Below are 17,087 nucleotides of genomic sequence, written 5' to 3'. Positions count from 1 at the left end.
AAAGATTTAGGCAACCTTGTCTCTTAATTAAATCTCTAACCTCAAACCAATAAAATATGAATTCTACTACTCTCTCCCCAACAACCAACCCATTACAGATTCCTGCACCTATAATTTCCGCACACCAACTAGACCACTACTTCGGTCAAGGTCAACTGCGAAAACAGGTACTTTTTGACATCAATCTCGACATTAATGCAGGTGAAATCGTGCTGATGACGGGGCCTTCCGGTTCGGGAAAAACTACGCTTTTAACTTTGATTGGCGGACTGAGATCCGGTCAATCGGGAAGTCTCAAAATTCTCGGTCAAGAAATGTGCAAAGCGAGTTCAGACCAATTGGTAAAGGCGCGGCGCAAAATAGGCTACATTTTTCAGGCGCACAACTTGCACCGCAGTTTGACCGCGCTGCAAAACGTGCAGATGGGTTTGGAAGTTCACGGGAATTTGTCGCGTTCCCAAATGCGCGATCGCTCTGCAAAAATGCTAGAGTTAGTAGGACTGGAACAGCGGATTAACTATTATCCAGATGACTTGTCGGGAGGACAAAAACAAAGAGTTGCGATCGCCCGCGCTTTGGTCAGTCAACCGCAAATTGTTTTAGCTGACGAACCAACAGCCGCCTTGGACAGCAAATCCGGTCGCGAAGTGGTGAATTTGATGCAGCAACTTGCCAAAGAACAGGGCTGTACTATTTTGTTAGTAACCCACGACAACCGAATTTTGGATATTGCCTATCGCATCGTTCACATGGAAGATGGAAAATTAGCCTAATTTTTAATTTTCCGAATAATAGACATCATATCTAATTCGTTGACATCGGAATTATTATCTCTCTTCTCTTTCTCTGTGTCCTCTGTGCCCTCTGTGGTTTAATCATTCCGATACAACCAGAATAGACATCACCCATAACTACCCCATTTTCAATTTTGGATGTCAAAATTCAATCCAAAATTGCCAAACCCCAATCTAAACTCGTCCTGAAACTGTTGACTAATTTCTAACAATCAATCCTTGCCGGTAAATCCCCAAATTTTGCAGGTACATGGCTTCGAGTTTGGGCATCGACGATTCTACAGAACCGCCATAACGCCGAAAAGAAGGCCAGATGTAAGCGAGTTTTCTGACTGCTGGTTCCAATCGACCCGCTTCTATATCTTCTAATGCACCTTTTTCTCGGATTAACTCTATAGCCATCAAATCTTGATTTTGGGGGCTGAAATCGCGGACGCCAAATTTTTTGGCAAATCTGTCCCAAGTGGTGCTGAGAAACTGATATCGCCCCGCTGCGTCGGAACAGAGTTTTTTGCCGTAGCGACGGCCGCACCTCATTTCTCTGGGATGATCTTGAAAGCTGACAAATTTCGTGCCGGTGTACTGGGTGCGGTAGCCGTCGGGGCTAGCGGTTCCTTCGGCGGCTGCGATGGTATCGAGAAAGGCTTTGACTCGATGTTCGGGCCCGATGTTATCGAGTCTGCTATCGAGTCTGGGCTCTGGTGAATTCAGGATTGGAGTTTCCGGCGAGCGATCGCGATCGATGTTATCCTCTCGTTTGTCTGGTGAGTCGATCGTCGCAACTTCCGGCAGCAGTTTCGGGGCGGGCGAGCTTCCTGCCGAGACCGATTGTCCCCACAGTCTCGGCGTCATTCTACCTAAGAAAAAGCACAAACAGATTAAGAAACCCCAAGAGAGTTGAAAACGAAGGCGTTTGGAGCGATTCCGGCGCAGAACCGGCCACCGGTGAAGGGGGAGTGTTGCGGGCAAAATTTTCGTTTGCTGGCCGAAGGCGAACAGCGATTTCAGCGCTAGCAAGGTTTGCTGGTAGAAACGCGGTGGAAGTTTCCGAGCTCTCATCGCTGCTGCGAAAGTCTCGACATCTGTCAGAGTAACTTGTGCCAGCGGTTTTGCGACAAACACTCGAAAATGGTTGGCCGCCTGCCAGCTAAAGCGCCGGTTGCGGGGGGATTTGCGGTTTACCCACAGGCGAATTAGCTCCATGTCTGACATAGGGAGCAGGTGGCTTCCCAGGTGTTTTGATGCGTACAAAAGTACCTCCTGATATCAGTTCAGGTTGAAATATCCCAGTTTGTGGACTTGAGATTGGTTTCACCGTTGAAATTGGGGACTGGCAAGGAAACAAATCTCTTTCGGGGCGATCGCAAACTTCAAATTTTTCGGTCATCACCGAAGGGCAGCGACAGGGATCAAGATAAACTGGTTTCAACCATATCCAGTGATACTACTAAGTGTTCGCCCGGTCAAGTTCACGGGCAGATTTGGCGATGGGTTGAGTCTAAAATTTAGTGAGTCCACAGGCCTCGCCCTCCCAACTGACATAGGTTTCAAGGTGCTGGCATTCGGCTGACTCAAAAGTGAGCGATCGCATTTTTTTGTATCTAATATTAAGAATTCTACCGGTGTTTGGGCCCGGAGGATTCTTCAGCTTGAATGCTGAGCAAATTTTTGCGTTTTGCCAGCATCAGGGAACCGTAGCGGTTAGCCCAAACTTGAGTAAACTCAGCACCTAAGAAGAGAATCTGAGCTGAATAATTGATCCAAAGTAAGATAATCACGAACGAGCCAGCAGCACCGTAGGTAGAGGCAATACCGCTACCTCCTAGGTAAACTCCAATTAAGGATTTGCCGATCGTAAACAGCACTGAGGTGATGGCTGCGCCGATCCAAACATCATTCCAGGCAAGATTGACATCGGGCAAAAGTTTGTAAATTAAGGCAAAAAGCAGCGTAACTACGCCAAAGGAGATAGCAAAGTCCACAATCTGCCAAATGCCGACTGGTAAGTGCAGCAAGCCGTTCAACCAATAGCTAACGGCCGCTAAAATGGCACTAATTACTAAAGAGACTAGCAGTAGAAAGCCTATGCCTAAAATCATTGCAAAAGACAATACGCGATCTTGCAGAAATCCCCAGATCCCGCGTCCGGGAGGCGGTGAAACATTCCAAATAGTATTGAGGGCTTCTTTGAGATTAGTAAACACATTGGAAGCCCCCCACAAAAGTGTAGCGAGCCCGACTAAAGTAGCAATCATTCCCGACTTTGGTTCGGAGGCTTTGAGGATGAGTTCTTGGACGGTTTCTGCGCCATCTTTGCCGATTAAACTTTGGAGTTGGGCGACGATTTGACCTTGGGCTGCGTCTGCACCAAAGACTAAACCGGCGATCGCAATTACGATAATTAGCAGCGGGGCCAGGGAGAAGACTGTGTAATAGGCTAGGGCGGCGGCTAGGGTTGGCGCTTTATCTTCTTGCCATTCAGTAAAAGTTTCTTTGAGGAGCGATATGACTGTTTTTAAGTTCACGGCTTTTGGTTTCCTTATACTGATCGTCCAAGGGATCATAATAGGTTAAGAGTTTTTTAGCCTCAGCCACAAGATAGATTTATCGATTAGCAAATTCGGAAGATTATTTTTATGTCAGATTCCCACACAACTGTTAACAACACCGAGGTAAAACTGTCCAAAAAAACAATTTCTTGGGCTAAATTGAGCGCATTAGTAGCGGTGGTCAATTTCTTGCTGGTGCTTTTCCATTTCAGTTACCTGCCGTTGCGCCCTGTTTATCAGAGCTATTTTCCGGGTTTAGTTAAAATTTATGACCCGATTAAAGGCATTGATTCGAGTTTGCTAAATCCCGAATATTTGAAAAGCGCTGACCAGTTTTGGCGAATTGATACCTTTTTTATCGTTTTTTTTGGGGCGGAATTTTTGATTAAAAGTCTGTTCCACACCCGCCGTAAACCGGGGGTAACTTGGTTTGATTTTGTGCTGAGGCGCTGGTACGAAGTGTTTCTGGCGATCCCGATTTGGCCCTGGTGGCGGATTCTGCCGGTATTGGTGCGGCTGCACAAGTCGGGTTTGGTGAATCTCGATCGCGTAGTTGCTCAAGTTACCTATGAACCGGTGGCTTATTTAGCCAATACGATGTCGGAATACATGATGGTGCGGTTTATCAATCAAGCTAAAAGTTCGATCAGACAGGGCGACGCGGCACAGATGTTGCTGGCGCAGCAGCCGTACCTTCACGTCAATCAGGAAAATACGATCGAACAAATTATCAAGCGGATTTTGGATCTGACAATTTACAAAGTTTTGCCGCAGGTGCAACCGGATTTAGAAGAATTGCTGCACCACAATTTGGAAACAACAATCAAACAGTCGGATTTCTATCAAATCCTGCAAACTTTCTCTCCGATTAATATTTTGCCTACTGAGATGACGGAACAGCTAGCAAATTATTTAGCTCAAACTGCTGTGGATGTGGTAGCTACGACTTATGAAGACGATAAAGGTAGAAAAATTCTCGAGAATTTCAGCCAAGAATTTAATCAAAGTTTGCGGCGGGAATTGCAAGATGAGAAAACTCTTGGGGAATTGCAGTCGCTGCTGTCGGATTTGTTAGAAGAAGTGAAGTTGAATTACATTCAAGGCGGGTTGAAGTCCGATCCGGTGCAGACTTTTACGGAAATTAACTCGCTCCGGGGAGTAAGGGAGAGTTGATACTGCAATGAGTTGCGGTGTTGTGAATTAGATTCTTTTTTTAACTCACATCTTGCACCATTGTCAAGAACAGGCAAGATGCCTGTTCCACAAGAGATGAATTTTCTTCTGGAACAGGCATCTTGCCTGTTCCTAAACAAGTAATTGAGAATCGTGCAATATCTCAGTTAAAACGAACCACGAAGATGCCAAGGGCGCAAAGGAAGAGAGGAAAAAGAGTTCACAAGTTCTACGGGTAAGGTGTGCAATGCACACCTACAAATAAGGGTAGTGGGGATATCCGAAATGTCGGGGGATAAACCTATCTGAATCCCAAGCTAAAATAAAAGCATGAACATAAAACATCTATCATATTAGATATCTATCTTGAACAACCTTACTTGCCTGGAAATAGAAGTCGCTCAAACAATGCTGAGGCTAGCAATGTTGGTGGGCTTAACACTTTTAATTGCCTTTTTTGTGGCGTCAGAACTAGCATTAGTATCAGCCGATCGCCATCAAATCCGCCAACTCGCCCACTCGGACGATCGCCCAACCGCTAAAACCGCCGAACTCGTCCACCAAGCTCAGAACAACATACCGCATTACCTGTCTGTCACTCAAACTGGCACAACAGCAGGGAGTTTGCTGTTGGGTTGGTTGGGTGAGGGAGCCACTGTACACTGGATCGAACCGTGGATCGAAAAATTGTCGATCGGTCATTTGCCAGCCGTGCTGACTGCTCATTCGATCGCAGTTCCCGTAGCTTTTATCTTAGTAACTTACGTAGAAATAGTCTTAGGAGAACTAATCCCCAAAGTATTAGCAACCCACGCCCCAGAACGTACCGCTTTGCTGCTGATGCCGACCCTCGAACTCTGCTCAAAATTACTGTGGCCGCTGCTAGTAATTCTCAACGGTACCGTGCGGCTGCTGACTGGTTGGATTACCAGTAAAGAGTCTCAACCGCTGCTGTCATCTTCCCAGGCAACTTTCCTTCAAAAAGATGCTCATTCGGCACTGATTTCTGGCAATTGGGAAGTGACAGCAGTTAACGAAAAACTGGGATTAAACTTGCCAACTAACCAAGCTTACCAAACAATCGCCGGATTCGCGATCCACAATTTAGGTAAAATGCCAAATCAAGGCGATCGGCTATTGTGGGGCGAGTTAGAAATAGAAGCAGCAAATGTAGTAGAAAGCCGTTTAGAAACAGTGCTGCTGCGTCAGGTAACTCGCCCTTTGTTTGAGACTCAGCAGCCAGAATTTGTGTTAAATTGCTCCTAAATCAGACTTAAATACTGTCTCGATCGATGTGTGTGAGGTTGTAAGTCGTCGCTAAGTGCGACAACTTACCAAAAATCTGCAAATTGCATAAAGCACAGTTTATGAGGTGGATATGCTGAAAACACTTTGGGCTACTGTTCGACAAGGGAAAATTGAACTGCTGGAGTTATCAGAATTACCCGAAGGGGCAAAAGTATTAGTAACAGTTTTACCTGATGAAGAAGCTGAGGTTTGGCTTCAAGCCAGTCAAACATCACTAGATACAGTTTGGGATAATACTGAGGATGATGTCTATGCCCAGCTACTCTAAAAATGACATAATTTTGGTTAGATATCCCTTTTCAAACTTGTCTAGTTCTAAGGTAAGACCAGCAATTGTTGTGAGTGCGCCGCACGTATCTCAAGACATTATGATTGTGCCATTGACAAGCAAAACAGCATCCTTACTTGAGGGTGAGTTCGTACTCGCTGAATGGTCAACAGCAGGGTTAAATGTGGCCACAGCAGTCAAGCGAGGTTTGTATACAGTACATGAAAGTTTGGTTGCAATGAAGATTGGCAAATTAGCATATTCTGATGCTGAGCGACTTGACCAATCTCTTCGAGGTTGGTTAGGGTTTTAGTGCAGCCATACACTATGATATCTTGTGTTTTCGATACAAATTACCTTCGTTTACTTCGCAGCCACCTTAACCGCACCCCCAACAAACTGCTCGTAATCCGCCAACAACCACGGAGGCAAACAAGTATTCGCATCCTGAACCCGCAACTGTCCAGGGCGACAATACAGCATCGCCGCCAACAAATTATTTACAGCTTTAGGCGTTCCAAACCCTTTACTCAACTCCACAACCAACGAGTTGAAAAACTCGCGATCGCTCTCATGCAGCGGCTCGTTAATAAACCCGCTGCCCAACACTGCTTTGTAACCCTTGCCAAAATCGCTCCGGTACAAAAGTTCCAGTTGTTCCCCGGAAACGCTCAGCCACAAATCTGCAATTTGCTTGCGAATCTCCCGCAAATCTGCTATTGCCAATTCAGCCGTCGGGTCGATTTCATAGAGATTGACGGCAGCAGTTAATTGATTGATAAACGGCGGCAGATAATCTTGTTGGACAACTGTTTGTTGTGTTGTCGTAAATGCGCTTTCAAACACCTTTTCGTAATCTTGAACCAACCACTGTGGCAAGCGGGTGCGAGCATCGGGAACCCGCATTTTACCCGGAACAAAATACAGCATCGCCCCCAGCAGAGCATTGATAGCTTGAGGCTGCACCAACCCTTTACTAATTTCAGTCAATTTCTGGAAAAATTTTTGTTCGGATTCACTCATTGATTCTGCTTGCAAGCCACATCCGAGTATTGCTTGATATCCCTTGCGAACTTCTCCTCGGTAAAAACTTTCTAGTTTCTCTGAAGGAACAGTCAGCCAAAAATCTGCCATTTGTTTTCTGATTTGGCGGAGTTCCAAAACAACCGATTCGTCAGACGGATCGATGCGGTAGAGATTGACGCATCCTAACAGTTGATTCGCAAATTGCGGGGATTGGATGTATTGAGCTAGCAAGTCAGAAGTTGACTCAGAGTTGACAGCGGCTTCACTCTCAAAAACTTGTTCGTAATCCCCAATTAACCAGTGCGGCAAACGGTTGCGAGCGTCGGGAATTCGCATGGTTTCCGGCGGGAAATACAGCATCGCGGCAAGCAAGGCGTTGACAGCTTTAGGATGCACTAATCCTTTGCTAATCTGCGTTAATTGCTGCAAAAATATTTGTTCGCTTTCGATCATCGGTTGACGCTGGAAATCGCTCTTTAGCAGGATTTTATAGCTGTTACCTGAAGCGCTTTTGTAGGCGGTTTCGAGGTTTTCGGTGGGAATGTTCAGCCAAAAATCAGCGATTTGTTTGCGGATTTGACGCAATTCGGATATGGCTGAGATGTTTGAGGAGTTTCGTTGGTAAAGCTTGAGGGCATTCGAGAGCACCTCGCCCAAATCTGGCTGCTTGGGAATGCTATCCTGTAAGTTGCGCGATGCTTCCAGGTGGCTGCTTTGCCAGTTGGCAAAGAGTTCTTGGAATAATTTGCCGATCGCCCCAGAGTATGCAACACTGTCAAAACAAGCCGGATTAGCTTGCATTTTCTGCTGAATTTCCTGCCGTTTTTGCTGCCGCAATTGCGGGTTAGTGCCCAGAGTAACTGCTAGTTGAATGTAAGATGCTTCGCTATTGGCAATTAAATCAGGCATAGAGAGCGATCGTACCACTGCAGCTCCCATGCGCGATCGCAAAGTATCGCCATCCCTGACAACAGTGGGAAGTCCCACCTCTAACGGATCTACAAGCGAAGTAGTCCCCGCATAGGGATAGGAATCCAAATAAACATCTCCCAACTTCAAAACTTCTTTAACATCCGCACGGTTAGGAAAACTCTTCAACACCCGCAAACGATTACTCTCAACGCCATACTTAGCAAAAACGGCTTTCATATTATTCACAAAAGCCCCCCCAGGATAATAATTAGTCCAGCTAGGGCCGAAGGGCATTAAAAACAGCACCGAATTAGGAACAGCAGCCATAATTTTTGCCCATGTTTCCCTTAACTCCGGCACTAGCTTATACAAATTCGCACTCGAAATAAAGACAACCGATTCCTCAGAAATGCCGATACTATTTCTGGTAAAATTAATGTTAGGAGTGTAAGGTTCGAGGGTATAGCTAAAACAGCAACCAGGCCCGTCAATAGTTGCTAACTCCTCGCGATAATGCTCCTCTCCTTCAGGTGCAGGTTCCATCAACTTACCAGCAATGTAATAGTCAATGTGTCGCATTCCCGTGGTAATGGGAGAATTAAAACAGGTAGTTTGTACCCGCGCCAATCGATGCAGTGCCAGTAAACTAATCGGATGAGTAACCGCAGTAATATTGGTAGCAATCAGCAGAATATCTAAGTCATCAGCGCGGATTGTCTGAACTTGACTTGGCAAGTCATTCGGCAGTTTAACCAGTCTGTCAGCGCGACTCTGACAATACTGTTCTAGTTTATTCCCGTCGAGATTGAGAGCGTATAAAATAATTTCAAATTGCTCTCGATTCAGATATTCAAAAGCGGGTAACGTGGCGAAAGTTTCCGTCATCGCCCCGAAATGTTTAGTGAGGACACCGAGGCGAATTTTCTGCCTGTTCGCAGGTCTAGCCGGAAAAATGCAATCAATCGCAGCCCCACGATTTTTCATTGCATATTCAATAATATCTGCCCGCTTCGTGTAGATATCCTTGAGATTTTCACTGTTGAAGTACAGAGGAATAAAGTTAGCGCTTTGTGTGAAGAATGAGGCGATTTCCTGCCATACTTGTGAGTTTTGATTATTGAAGATATTGCTATGCAAATAACTGACCCATCCCTGCACATATTGGCAATAATTGTCAGCTTCTCCTATTTCTTGAAAGAGAGTAGGCGCAGCAAACATAAATTTGAGATAGTCGTTGACAAACCAATTAGGTATAGCTGCCTTTTCATAGTTCAGCAGTAACTGATCTGCACGACGATAGAGGGATGCTGCTAGTAGGTAGTTAATATCTTTGGGATTTTTAACTCCCTGGGATAGATGTGCTGCTAGTCGATCGATAACTGTCTTTTCGGCATCTGTCAGCGCTTCATCTTTGATGTTACTGTTTAGCAGTAGCTGATGCGCCTTACCTGGATCACCGCCATAGGCATTTGCCAGTTGTTCTGCGGGCAGATTCAGCCAATAATTGGCAAGTTGCTGCCGGGATTGGCGGAGGTTAGCGAGGTTTACTTCATTAGCTTGGTCTTTTTGATACTCTCCCACATATTGAGACAGCAAAGTTAAAAATTGTTCGGGTTTGTTAAATTCAACTAATTCATTAGCAATTAAATTGCCGTGTTGCTGCAAAATTTGCTGTGACCAACGCACTTCTTCGGGTTTGTAAAGTGGAGAGTGGAGGTAAATAATTGTGGCTCTCATTAAGTCTAATTTTGGGCGGTCGCCAGCCATTTTTTGGGTTCTGCTAGAGCCGTCGCCGTGCTGCCTGTAATAGAGGTAAGGCTTAGGTAATCGATCGCCCAGCCAGCCTTTTTCATAGGCAGACACCCAAAATTCCCAATCTTCGCATCCCAGCTTCATCACTTTTTTCAACCCGCCTACTTGCTCGTAAATCTCCCTTCTAAATAGGGAAGTAGCCGGGGCTTGATTGTCTCTCAAAAACCGATTGGCATCAAAGTCACCGTGAACAACTAAATCGCAATTTGCTCCGAAGTGCTGCACATCTGTATAGACAAAACCAACCTTGGGTTTTGCTAATAAAATTTCCACGCACTCCTCTATAAATTTGGGATGAAGTTTATCATCAGCATCTAGAAATAAAATAAACTTTCCTGACGACTGCTGAACGCCAAGATTTCTCGAATCAGCGGGTCCCGTGTTGGGTTTATCTATGAGGCGAAGCGATTTTTGAGGATACAGTTTAATTAAATAATTGGCGAAGTTGCTGGTATCATCAGTGCTGCCATCATTGACAATTATGCACTCCCAGTTTGAATAAGTTTGACTGACAACACTTTCAACAGCTTCTCTGAGTAAAGTTGCGTGATTGTAGCAGGGAATGATTACGCTGACGAGTGTTTCTGCACAGGTGCGGTAAGGCATGGCATTTAGTTGTGATGGAGAGATTGAAACAGGTAATGTAGTGGCTGGTTTTACACCTCGGCGGGCGAGCCCATATTCATCCCATATTTGCCGAGTTTCTTGCTGCGATATTGGCGATGAATGTTCCAAACCTTGTGGATTTTCGCAGTACAAGCCGAGAATTTCTGGCAAGTACATAATATTTTCGCTTTTGCCAATCCGCAGCCAAAATTCGTAATCGCCAGCCGCCGTAAATTCGCTTCGGAAATAGCCGTATTTTTCGTGCAGCGATTTTTTCCACATCGGCTGGGGGCCAATAATGCAGCGCCGTTCGAGTTCGCTGTAGTCAAAGGCTGGCCAATTCCAGCGCTTTTCTGCTTGGGTTTTTCCAAAAGTATCGTTAGCTGTGTTGGTGATTAATTGGTCAGCATAAACCAGACTTACTTCGGCATTTTCATCCAAGTATTTCGCCATAATTTCTAGGGCATCAGGGCGGTGTCGGTCATCGGTATTAGCATTAGTCATGTAAGCTCCGCGCGACATCTTAATGCCTCGATTCCAGGCTGCATATAATGTCTCGCGTTCCGAAGTGCGATCGTACACAATATTCGGATATTTCGCTTGAAATTCCCGCACGACAGACTGTTCATTTTCTTGGGAACCGCTGTCAATTACTATGATTTCGAGTTCGCCTTGTTTGTACAGCGTTTGCTCTACCAAGTCTTGCAAGCAGCCGCGAATAAATTTTTCGGAATTGTAAGTAGAAACGATCGCAGATACTTTAAAAGCCGACGGGACAGGCTGGGAGTTCTCAGCATTCCCGAATTCCGCCTGCAAGCCTGCATCAGTTGGCTGTTGAATGGAAGCATTCTCCGAATGTGCGCCCTCAGATACTTGAACCAAAACTGAACTAACAATTGCAGCCATTTTCGACCAGGAAAACTTCTTAGCTTGCTCTAAACCCGCCGCAATTAATGAGTTGCGGACACCGGGCTTCTGTATTTCCCCCAAAGCATTGACAAGCCCAATAACATCATCTCCATTTACATAAACCGCTGCTTTTCCTGCTACTTCAGGAATCGAACCGTTGGGACAGGTGATGACTGGACAACCGCAAGCCATTGCCTCAATGACTGGCAACCCAAAGCCTTCATATTTCGACGGATAAACTAACACTGAAGCACCAGAATAAGCAGCTCTCAGTTCGCTGTCGCTTAGTTGCAGCGTGTGGACAGTATTCCCAGAACAGTACAATTTCAGCTCTGGTTCTAATACAGGTTTTCCACCTGCACAGACTATATCAAAGTCAAATTTGTTGGCAAGTTGAGAAAAGGCTTTGAAGAATAATATCCCGTTTTTGTAACCATGCCAGCCTACCCTTTCGCCTACCAAAAGAAAATAGGGCTTGGTGATACTGTATTTTGACTTAAAGCCTGAAATTTCTTCTCTATCGGATGGCGAAAAATTGGCATCAATGCCACAGTGCGCTACAGCGACCGAATTTGAAGAAATCTGCGGAAAAACCTTTACTAAATCGCGGGCTGTGTTTTCTGAAATGGTGATGTAAGCAGAGGCGTGGCGGATACCGCAATGCTTTTCTCTCCACTCGGAATGACCAATATTTTGCCCCATCAACTCTGGAATCATGTCGTAGGCCATGAATACCGATCGCGTTGACAAAGGCGTTGTATAATAAGTAGAAATAAATAAATCGGCTTTTTCTCGATCGCAGATTTCCTGTAGCATTTGGCGGTCTGCATCGGTTTTGCTGTAGTCGTAGGGGGCTACATTCCGGTACTGGATACCTGGAATTTTGGGGGCGGTTCCCTCTCTGTCAAGAACTATAATGTTTTCGGCAAAACCATTTTCTGCCCAGTTTTCTAGCAGCGATTTCCAGACGCGACCAATGCCCGTGCTGTTGAGCTGAAAAAATACGCCGTCAATAACAATTTTTCTACTGGTTTTAGGAGGTAGGGCTGGTGGAGTTATCATTGATTTGCGGTTCTCTCTGTCGGCGATTTTTCTCAGGGCTTCCTCGTAATCTTGTTGGAGTAATGAGGGTTTTTTCAATTCCTGCTCTTTGTAAGATGATAAGCTATGAAAAAGTTGAGGCTGAATTTCATTGACTGAGAAAAGATGCAAAGAATCGCCGTTAGAGTAAAATTTTAAATTAAATTTTTCGGCAATTATCGAGAGTGCCTTGCTGGTATAAATAGAAATGTGCTGACCTTCATCTAGCGCATAGTACCACCATTCGCTGGGCTTGGGATTGTTGGCTGGCAGCAGTTTGGTACTGAATAAAATATTGCGGGAAAATTTGAAGATTTTTTGGATATCCTCCAGCGGCTTAACAAAATGCTCAAATACTTCAAAAGCTGTCACTAATTCGTAGCTGTAGCTGCTGTTTTCGTCTGCCTCAAATCCTTGAGAAAATATATTATTACAATATTTATCGTGCCAATAAAAATCAAATCCCAAGTCTCTCATCATCCGAACAAATACACCGTAGCCACCTCCATAGTCTAAAAATTTAGCCTTGTGATTAAATAAATTAAAAATAATATTATTGGCGGCGTTTGAGAAAATCGTGCTTCTCGATAACATTCCCACGTCGCTGCTAGCTATGGCTTCTGAATAAGCCTCCTCGATCCAGTAGGGTTCTTCTGTCTGAACAAAGCCGCAATTTGAGCATTGAAAATACTCAACGTTATATTTTTTTAGTACCCTAGCCGTAGCAAAGGTGTTGGTTGGAGAATCACAAATATTGCACTTCATTTTGATTATTTAAACTTACAAAATTATTCAAGTAACTGCCTGTGTTGGAATGCCGAATATTTCTGAGACTTAATTAATTTTCTAATAGTCCTAAGTGATTGCAGTGCGATCGGCTAGACTGTTTTTATGCTGACGCTTGAACTCTTCGGACGGTTCCTCAAGGGTTTACCATATGGCTTGTGAATAAACAGGAACATTCCACAACAATATAGCCCTGACTCAGATATCTTATCAGGAATCAGCTCCCTAAAAATTACTGCGACTAAAGGCTTGACAATTTTTTAGTTATGGTATATGTAACTCGTGATTGCAGCACCCGCATCTCCTGACGACGCCCAGGGCAGTTCGGTTTCCACGACCTCACCTGAGACCGCCACAGCATGGCCGGGATTCCTCACCACACAAAAACAAGTTACAATTACGTTAAGATTGATGAACATAAATAAAAAATCCCAAATCACAGGGACTAAAAATTAGGAGGATCGACCTCGGTGAATAAACGCTGGAGAAACGCTGGCCTGTACGCACTGCTGGCTATTGTAGTCATTGCCTTAGCAACGGCATTTTTTGACAAACAGCCCCCAAGTAGGGAAGTTTGGAAGTACAGTCAATTCATTCAGGAAGTCGAAGGCAAGAGAGTAGACAAAATAAATATCAGTTCCGATCGCAGCAAAGCCCTGGTCACAGCCCAGGACGGCAACAAGGTACTCGTTAACCTGCCCAACGACCCAGAACTGATCAACATCCTGACCAAAAATAACGTAGATATTTCAGTTCTGCCCCAAAGCGACGAAGGCTTCTGGGTAAAAGCCCTCAGCAGCCTGTTCTTCCCGATTCTGCTTTTGGTCGGACTGTTTTTCCTGGTGCGGCGCGCCCAAAACGGGCCCGGCAACCAAGCCATGAACTTCGGCAAATCCAAAGCTAGAGTCCAAATGGAGCCCCAAACTCAGGTGACTTTCGGCGACGTGGCCGGCATCGAACAAGCCAAGCTAGAGCTCGCAGAAGTCGTGGACTTCCTGAAAAATGCAGACCGCTTCACCGCAGTCGGAGCAAAAATCCCCAAAGGCGTGCTGCTGGTGGGCCCTCCCGGAACAGGCAAAACCCTGCTCGCAAAAGCAGTGGCTGGAGAAGCAGGCGTTCCCTTCTTCTCGATTTCCGGTTCGGAATTTGTGGAAATGTTCGTGGGTGTCGGTGCTTCTCGCGTCCGCGACTTGTTTGAACAAGCTAAATCGAACGCTCCTTGTATCGTATTTATCGATGAAATTGACGCGGTAGGCCGCCAGCGGGGCGCTGGTTTGGGCGGTGGTAACGACGAACGGGAACAAACCCTGAACCAGTTGCTGACCGAAATGGACGGCTTTGAGGGCAATACTGGCATCATTTTGATTGCTGCCACGAACCGCCCCGACGTGCTCGATGCGGCGCTGCTGCGTCCGGGTCGCTTCGATCGCCAAGTTGTAGTCGATCGCCCCGACTTCGGAGGCCGCCTAGAAATTCTCAACGTTCACGCCCGCGGCAAAACTTTGTCGAAAGACGTGGACTTGGAAAAAATCGCCCGCCGGACACCCGGTTTCACAGGTGCTGATTTGTCCAACCTACTCAACGAAGCAGCAATTTTGGCCGCCCGCCGCAACTTGACCGAAGTCTCGATGGATGAAGTCAACGACGCGATCGACCGCGTGCTCGCTGGCCCGGAAAAGAAAGACCGCGTGATGAGCGAAAAGCGCAAAACTTTGGTAGCTTACCACGAAGCCGGTCACGCTTTAGTCGGCGCGCTGATGCCCGACTACGACCCCGTGCAGAAAATTAGCATTATCCCCCGCGGCCGCGCTGGCGGTTTGACTTGGTTCACACCCAGCGAAGATCGGATGGATTCTGGCTTGTATTCTCGGTCTTACTTGCAAAATCAAATGGCGGTAGCTTTGGGCGGCCGCATTGCTGAAGAAATTGTCTTCGGCGAGGAAGAAGTAACGACTGGGGCGTCGAACGACTTGCAGCAAGTGGCAAGAGTAGCGCGGCAAATGGTGACTCGCTTCGGAATGAGCGATCGGCTTGGCCCTGTAGCTCTCGGTCGCCAACAAGGCAATATGTTCATGGGTCGCGATATCATGGCCGAACGGGATTTCTCCGAAGAAACCGCAGCGACGATCGACGATGAAGTGCGTTTGTTGGTAGAACAAGCTTACCGCCGCGCTAAAGATGTACTCGTCGGCAACCGCCACGTCCTTAATGCTTTGGCAGATATGCTAGTTGAAAAGGAAACTGTGGATGCGGATGAATTGCAAAATTTATTAGCTAATAGCGATGTGAAAATGGCGACGATCGCCTAATCGATTTTGGATTTTGAATTTTGGATTTTGGATTGAATCTAAAGTTTGAAATCGATAATTGGGGTGATTCTGGGATTGTCTGGAATCGCCCCGATTTTTTTATGAGTGCGATCGATCGATTTTAGATTTTAAATTGGGGACTTGAGATTTAATCTAAAGAATGATATTATGTCCGGTCGCTTCGCCCAAAATCAGGTAGGGGCGGGTTCACCCATAATATCGGCCAATAATTGACAATCTCAAAAACCCGCCCGGCCGGGATATTATGGTCAATCGATCGGACATGATATCAGACATTCAGCATACCTTTTTCCAGCAGCTAGCGCTTAAATTATTCCCAGGGAACTCTTCTTTCATCTTTTCTATATTCAATAATCACACAGTCGTAAACATCCTCCCAGATATCGTCTGGGTAATGGAAGTCAAGCAGCACCACGACTTTTTAGCCTTGAGACTCAACTAATATCAAATCCGTTGGCATCGGAATTATTCATCTCTCTCTTCCCTTTCTCTGTATCCTCTGTGTCCTCTGCGGTTTCATGATTCCGATACAACAGGAATTGATATAAAAACTGAAAGTCTGTCGGTTCGCCACATTCAGCCAGCACGTCAGCTCAAAAATCTCTGTGGTTTTTGAGGTCAACAATTGCAGCGATTTTGTTGCCTAGATTGTCTGTTAAAAATTGAACGCCGCACATATTGTAATTTGCCATATATCGAAGTTAGCAACCTGTATTAAAATTAGATGCGAGTCACAATGATATGAGTTCCCAATTTGGGGTCGTTCCCAAATCTAAAATCTAAAATCTAAAATCTAAAATTGTATGAATCATCAATCTTGGTTGACACTACTAAAAAAACACCGCGCGATCGCAGTCATCCGTTCCTCCGAAAAGCAACTTGCTTCCCAGATGGCAAAAGCGGTAGCAGCAGGAGGAATCCAGTTTATTGAAATTACTTGGAATACCCACAAAGCTGCTGAATTAATTGCCGAACTCCGCTCCGAATTCCCTACTTTTAGTATTGGTACCGGCACTTTATTAAACTTAGAAGAGTTGCAGCAAGCAATAGACTGCGGCGCTCAATTTCTGTTTACTCCGCACACCGATGTAGCTATGATTAAAACAGCAGTTGACGCCGGAGTGCCGATCGTCCCCGGTGCTTTTTCTCCCACGGAAATTGTAACCGCGTGGCAAGCAGGCGCTACCTGCGTTAAAGTGTTTCCGATATCGGCTTTGGGAGGCGCGGCTTACCTGAAAAGCCTGCAAGGCCCCCTGGGAAACATTCCTTTAATTCCCACTGGCGGGGTGACGCTGGAAAATGCCAAAGTATTTATTGACGCCGGGGCGATCGCCGTTGGTTTAGCCGGAGACTTATTTCCTAAACACTTAGTGGAAAATCGCGATTGGCGGGCGATCGTCCAAATTGCCCGGAATCTTACCCAAAACTTAACAACTTGTTAAGCCCTGTTTCCAAATCCAACATTTCAAATCTAAAATCTAAAATAGGACAAGCCAATCTAAAATCTATAACCTAAAATCTAAAATAGTACGAG

10 protein-coding genes are annotated in these 17,087 nt (G+C 45.6%); 7 read left to right on the top strand and 3 right to left on the bottom strand.

What is annotated here, in order from left to right; all coding sequences use genetic code 11:
* Positions 1 to 56: 56 nt before the first annotated feature.
* Positions 57 to 773: a DevA family ABC transporter ATP-binding protein gene (locus QUA50_RS15365; RefSeq protein WP_333264766.1), complete on the top strand. Its 717-nt coding sequence runs from the start codon at positions 57 to 59 to the stop codon at positions 771 to 773.
* A 219-nt stretch (positions 774 to 992) separates the two neighbouring features.
* On the opposite strand, the gene QUA50_RS15360 is transcribed toward QUA50_RS15365, so the two are convergent.
* Entirely contained in the window at positions 993 to 2,006 is a 1,014-nt protein-coding gene (locus QUA50_RS15360) for a glycoside hydrolase family 104 protein (RefSeq protein WP_333264765.1), read from the bottom strand.
* Between the two features lie 404 nt (positions 2,007 to 2,410).
* Positions 2,411 to 3,319 carry a YihY/virulence factor BrkB family protein gene (locus QUA50_RS15355; protein WP_333264764.1) on the bottom strand — a complete coding sequence of 303 codons (909 nt, stop codon included), beginning with the start codon at positions 3,317 to 3,319 and terminating at the stop codon, positions 2,411 to 2,413.
* 111 nt (positions 3,320 to 3,430) lie between these two features.
* Here QUA50_RS15355 and QUA50_RS15350 point away from each other — a divergent pair, with 111 nt between their 5' ends.
* The 4 genes from QUA50_RS15350 (at position 3,431) to QUA50_RS15335 (ending at position 6,405) form a co-directional block, all read left to right on the top strand.
* Positions 3,431 to 4,516 carry a hypothetical protein gene (locus tag QUA50_RS15350; RefSeq protein WP_333264763.1) on the top strand — a complete coding sequence of 362 codons (1,086 nt, stop codon included), beginning with the start codon at positions 3,431 to 3,433 and terminating at the stop codon, positions 4,514 to 4,516.
* 366 nt (positions 4,517 to 4,882) lie between these two features.
* The gene (locus QUA50_RS15345; protein ID WP_333264762.1) at positions 4,883 to 5,782 is read left to right on the top strand and encodes a CNNM domain-containing protein; all 900 of its coding nucleotides are present in this window, start codon (positions 4,883 to 4,885) and stop codon (positions 5,780 to 5,782) included.
* 112 nt (positions 5,783 to 5,894) lie between these two features.
* Positions 5,895 to 6,092, top strand: coding sequence for a hypothetical protein (locus QUA50_RS15340; protein ID WP_333264761.1), 198 nt, complete (start codon positions 5,895 to 5,897; stop codon positions 6,090 to 6,092).
* A complete protein-coding gene (locus tag QUA50_RS15335; protein ID WP_333264760.1) occupies positions 6,067 to 6,405 on the top strand; it encodes a type II toxin-antitoxin system PemK/MazF family toxin in 339 nt (112 codons plus the stop codon). The genes QUA50_RS15340 and QUA50_RS15335 overlap by 26 nt, the downstream gene beginning before the upstream one ends.
* A 50-nt stretch (positions 6,406 to 6,455) precedes the next feature.
* Here the strand turns inward: QUA50_RS15335 and QUA50_RS15330 are convergent, their stop codons facing one another.
* Positions 6,456 to 13,202 (bottom strand): glycosyltransferase, encoded by a 6,747-nt coding sequence (locus QUA50_RS15330; RefSeq protein ID WP_333264759.1) that lies wholly within the window; start codon positions 13,200 to 13,202, stop codon positions 6,456 to 6,458.
* A 491-nt stretch (positions 13,203 to 13,693) separates the two neighbouring features.
* Between QUA50_RS15330 and ftsH3 the strand changes: the two genes are divergently transcribed.
* Positions 13,694 to 15,532 (top strand): ATP-dependent zinc metalloprotease FtsH3, encoded by a 1,839-nt coding sequence (gene ftsH3, locus QUA50_RS15325; RefSeq protein ID WP_006633639.1) that lies wholly within the window; start codon positions 13,694 to 13,696, stop codon positions 15,530 to 15,532.
* Positions 15,533 to 16,356: 824 nt separating this feature from the next.
* Complete coding sequence (locus tag QUA50_RS15320; protein ID WP_333264758.1) at positions 16,357 to 16,995, top strand: bifunctional 4-hydroxy-2-oxoglutarate aldolase/2-dehydro-3-deoxy-phosphogluconate aldolase; 639 nt, start codon at positions 16,357 to 16,359, stop codon at positions 16,993 to 16,995.
* Positions 16,996 to 17,087: the final 92 nt, after the last annotated feature.

The organism is Microcoleus sp. M2_D5, from assembly GCF_036701935.1.
Lineage (GTDB): Bacteria > Cyanobacteriota > Cyanobacteriia > Cyanobacteriales > Microcoleaceae > Microcoleus.
The sequence above is the reverse complement of the archived record's forward strand: the minus strand, read 5'-3'. Positions and strand labels throughout refer to the sequence as shown.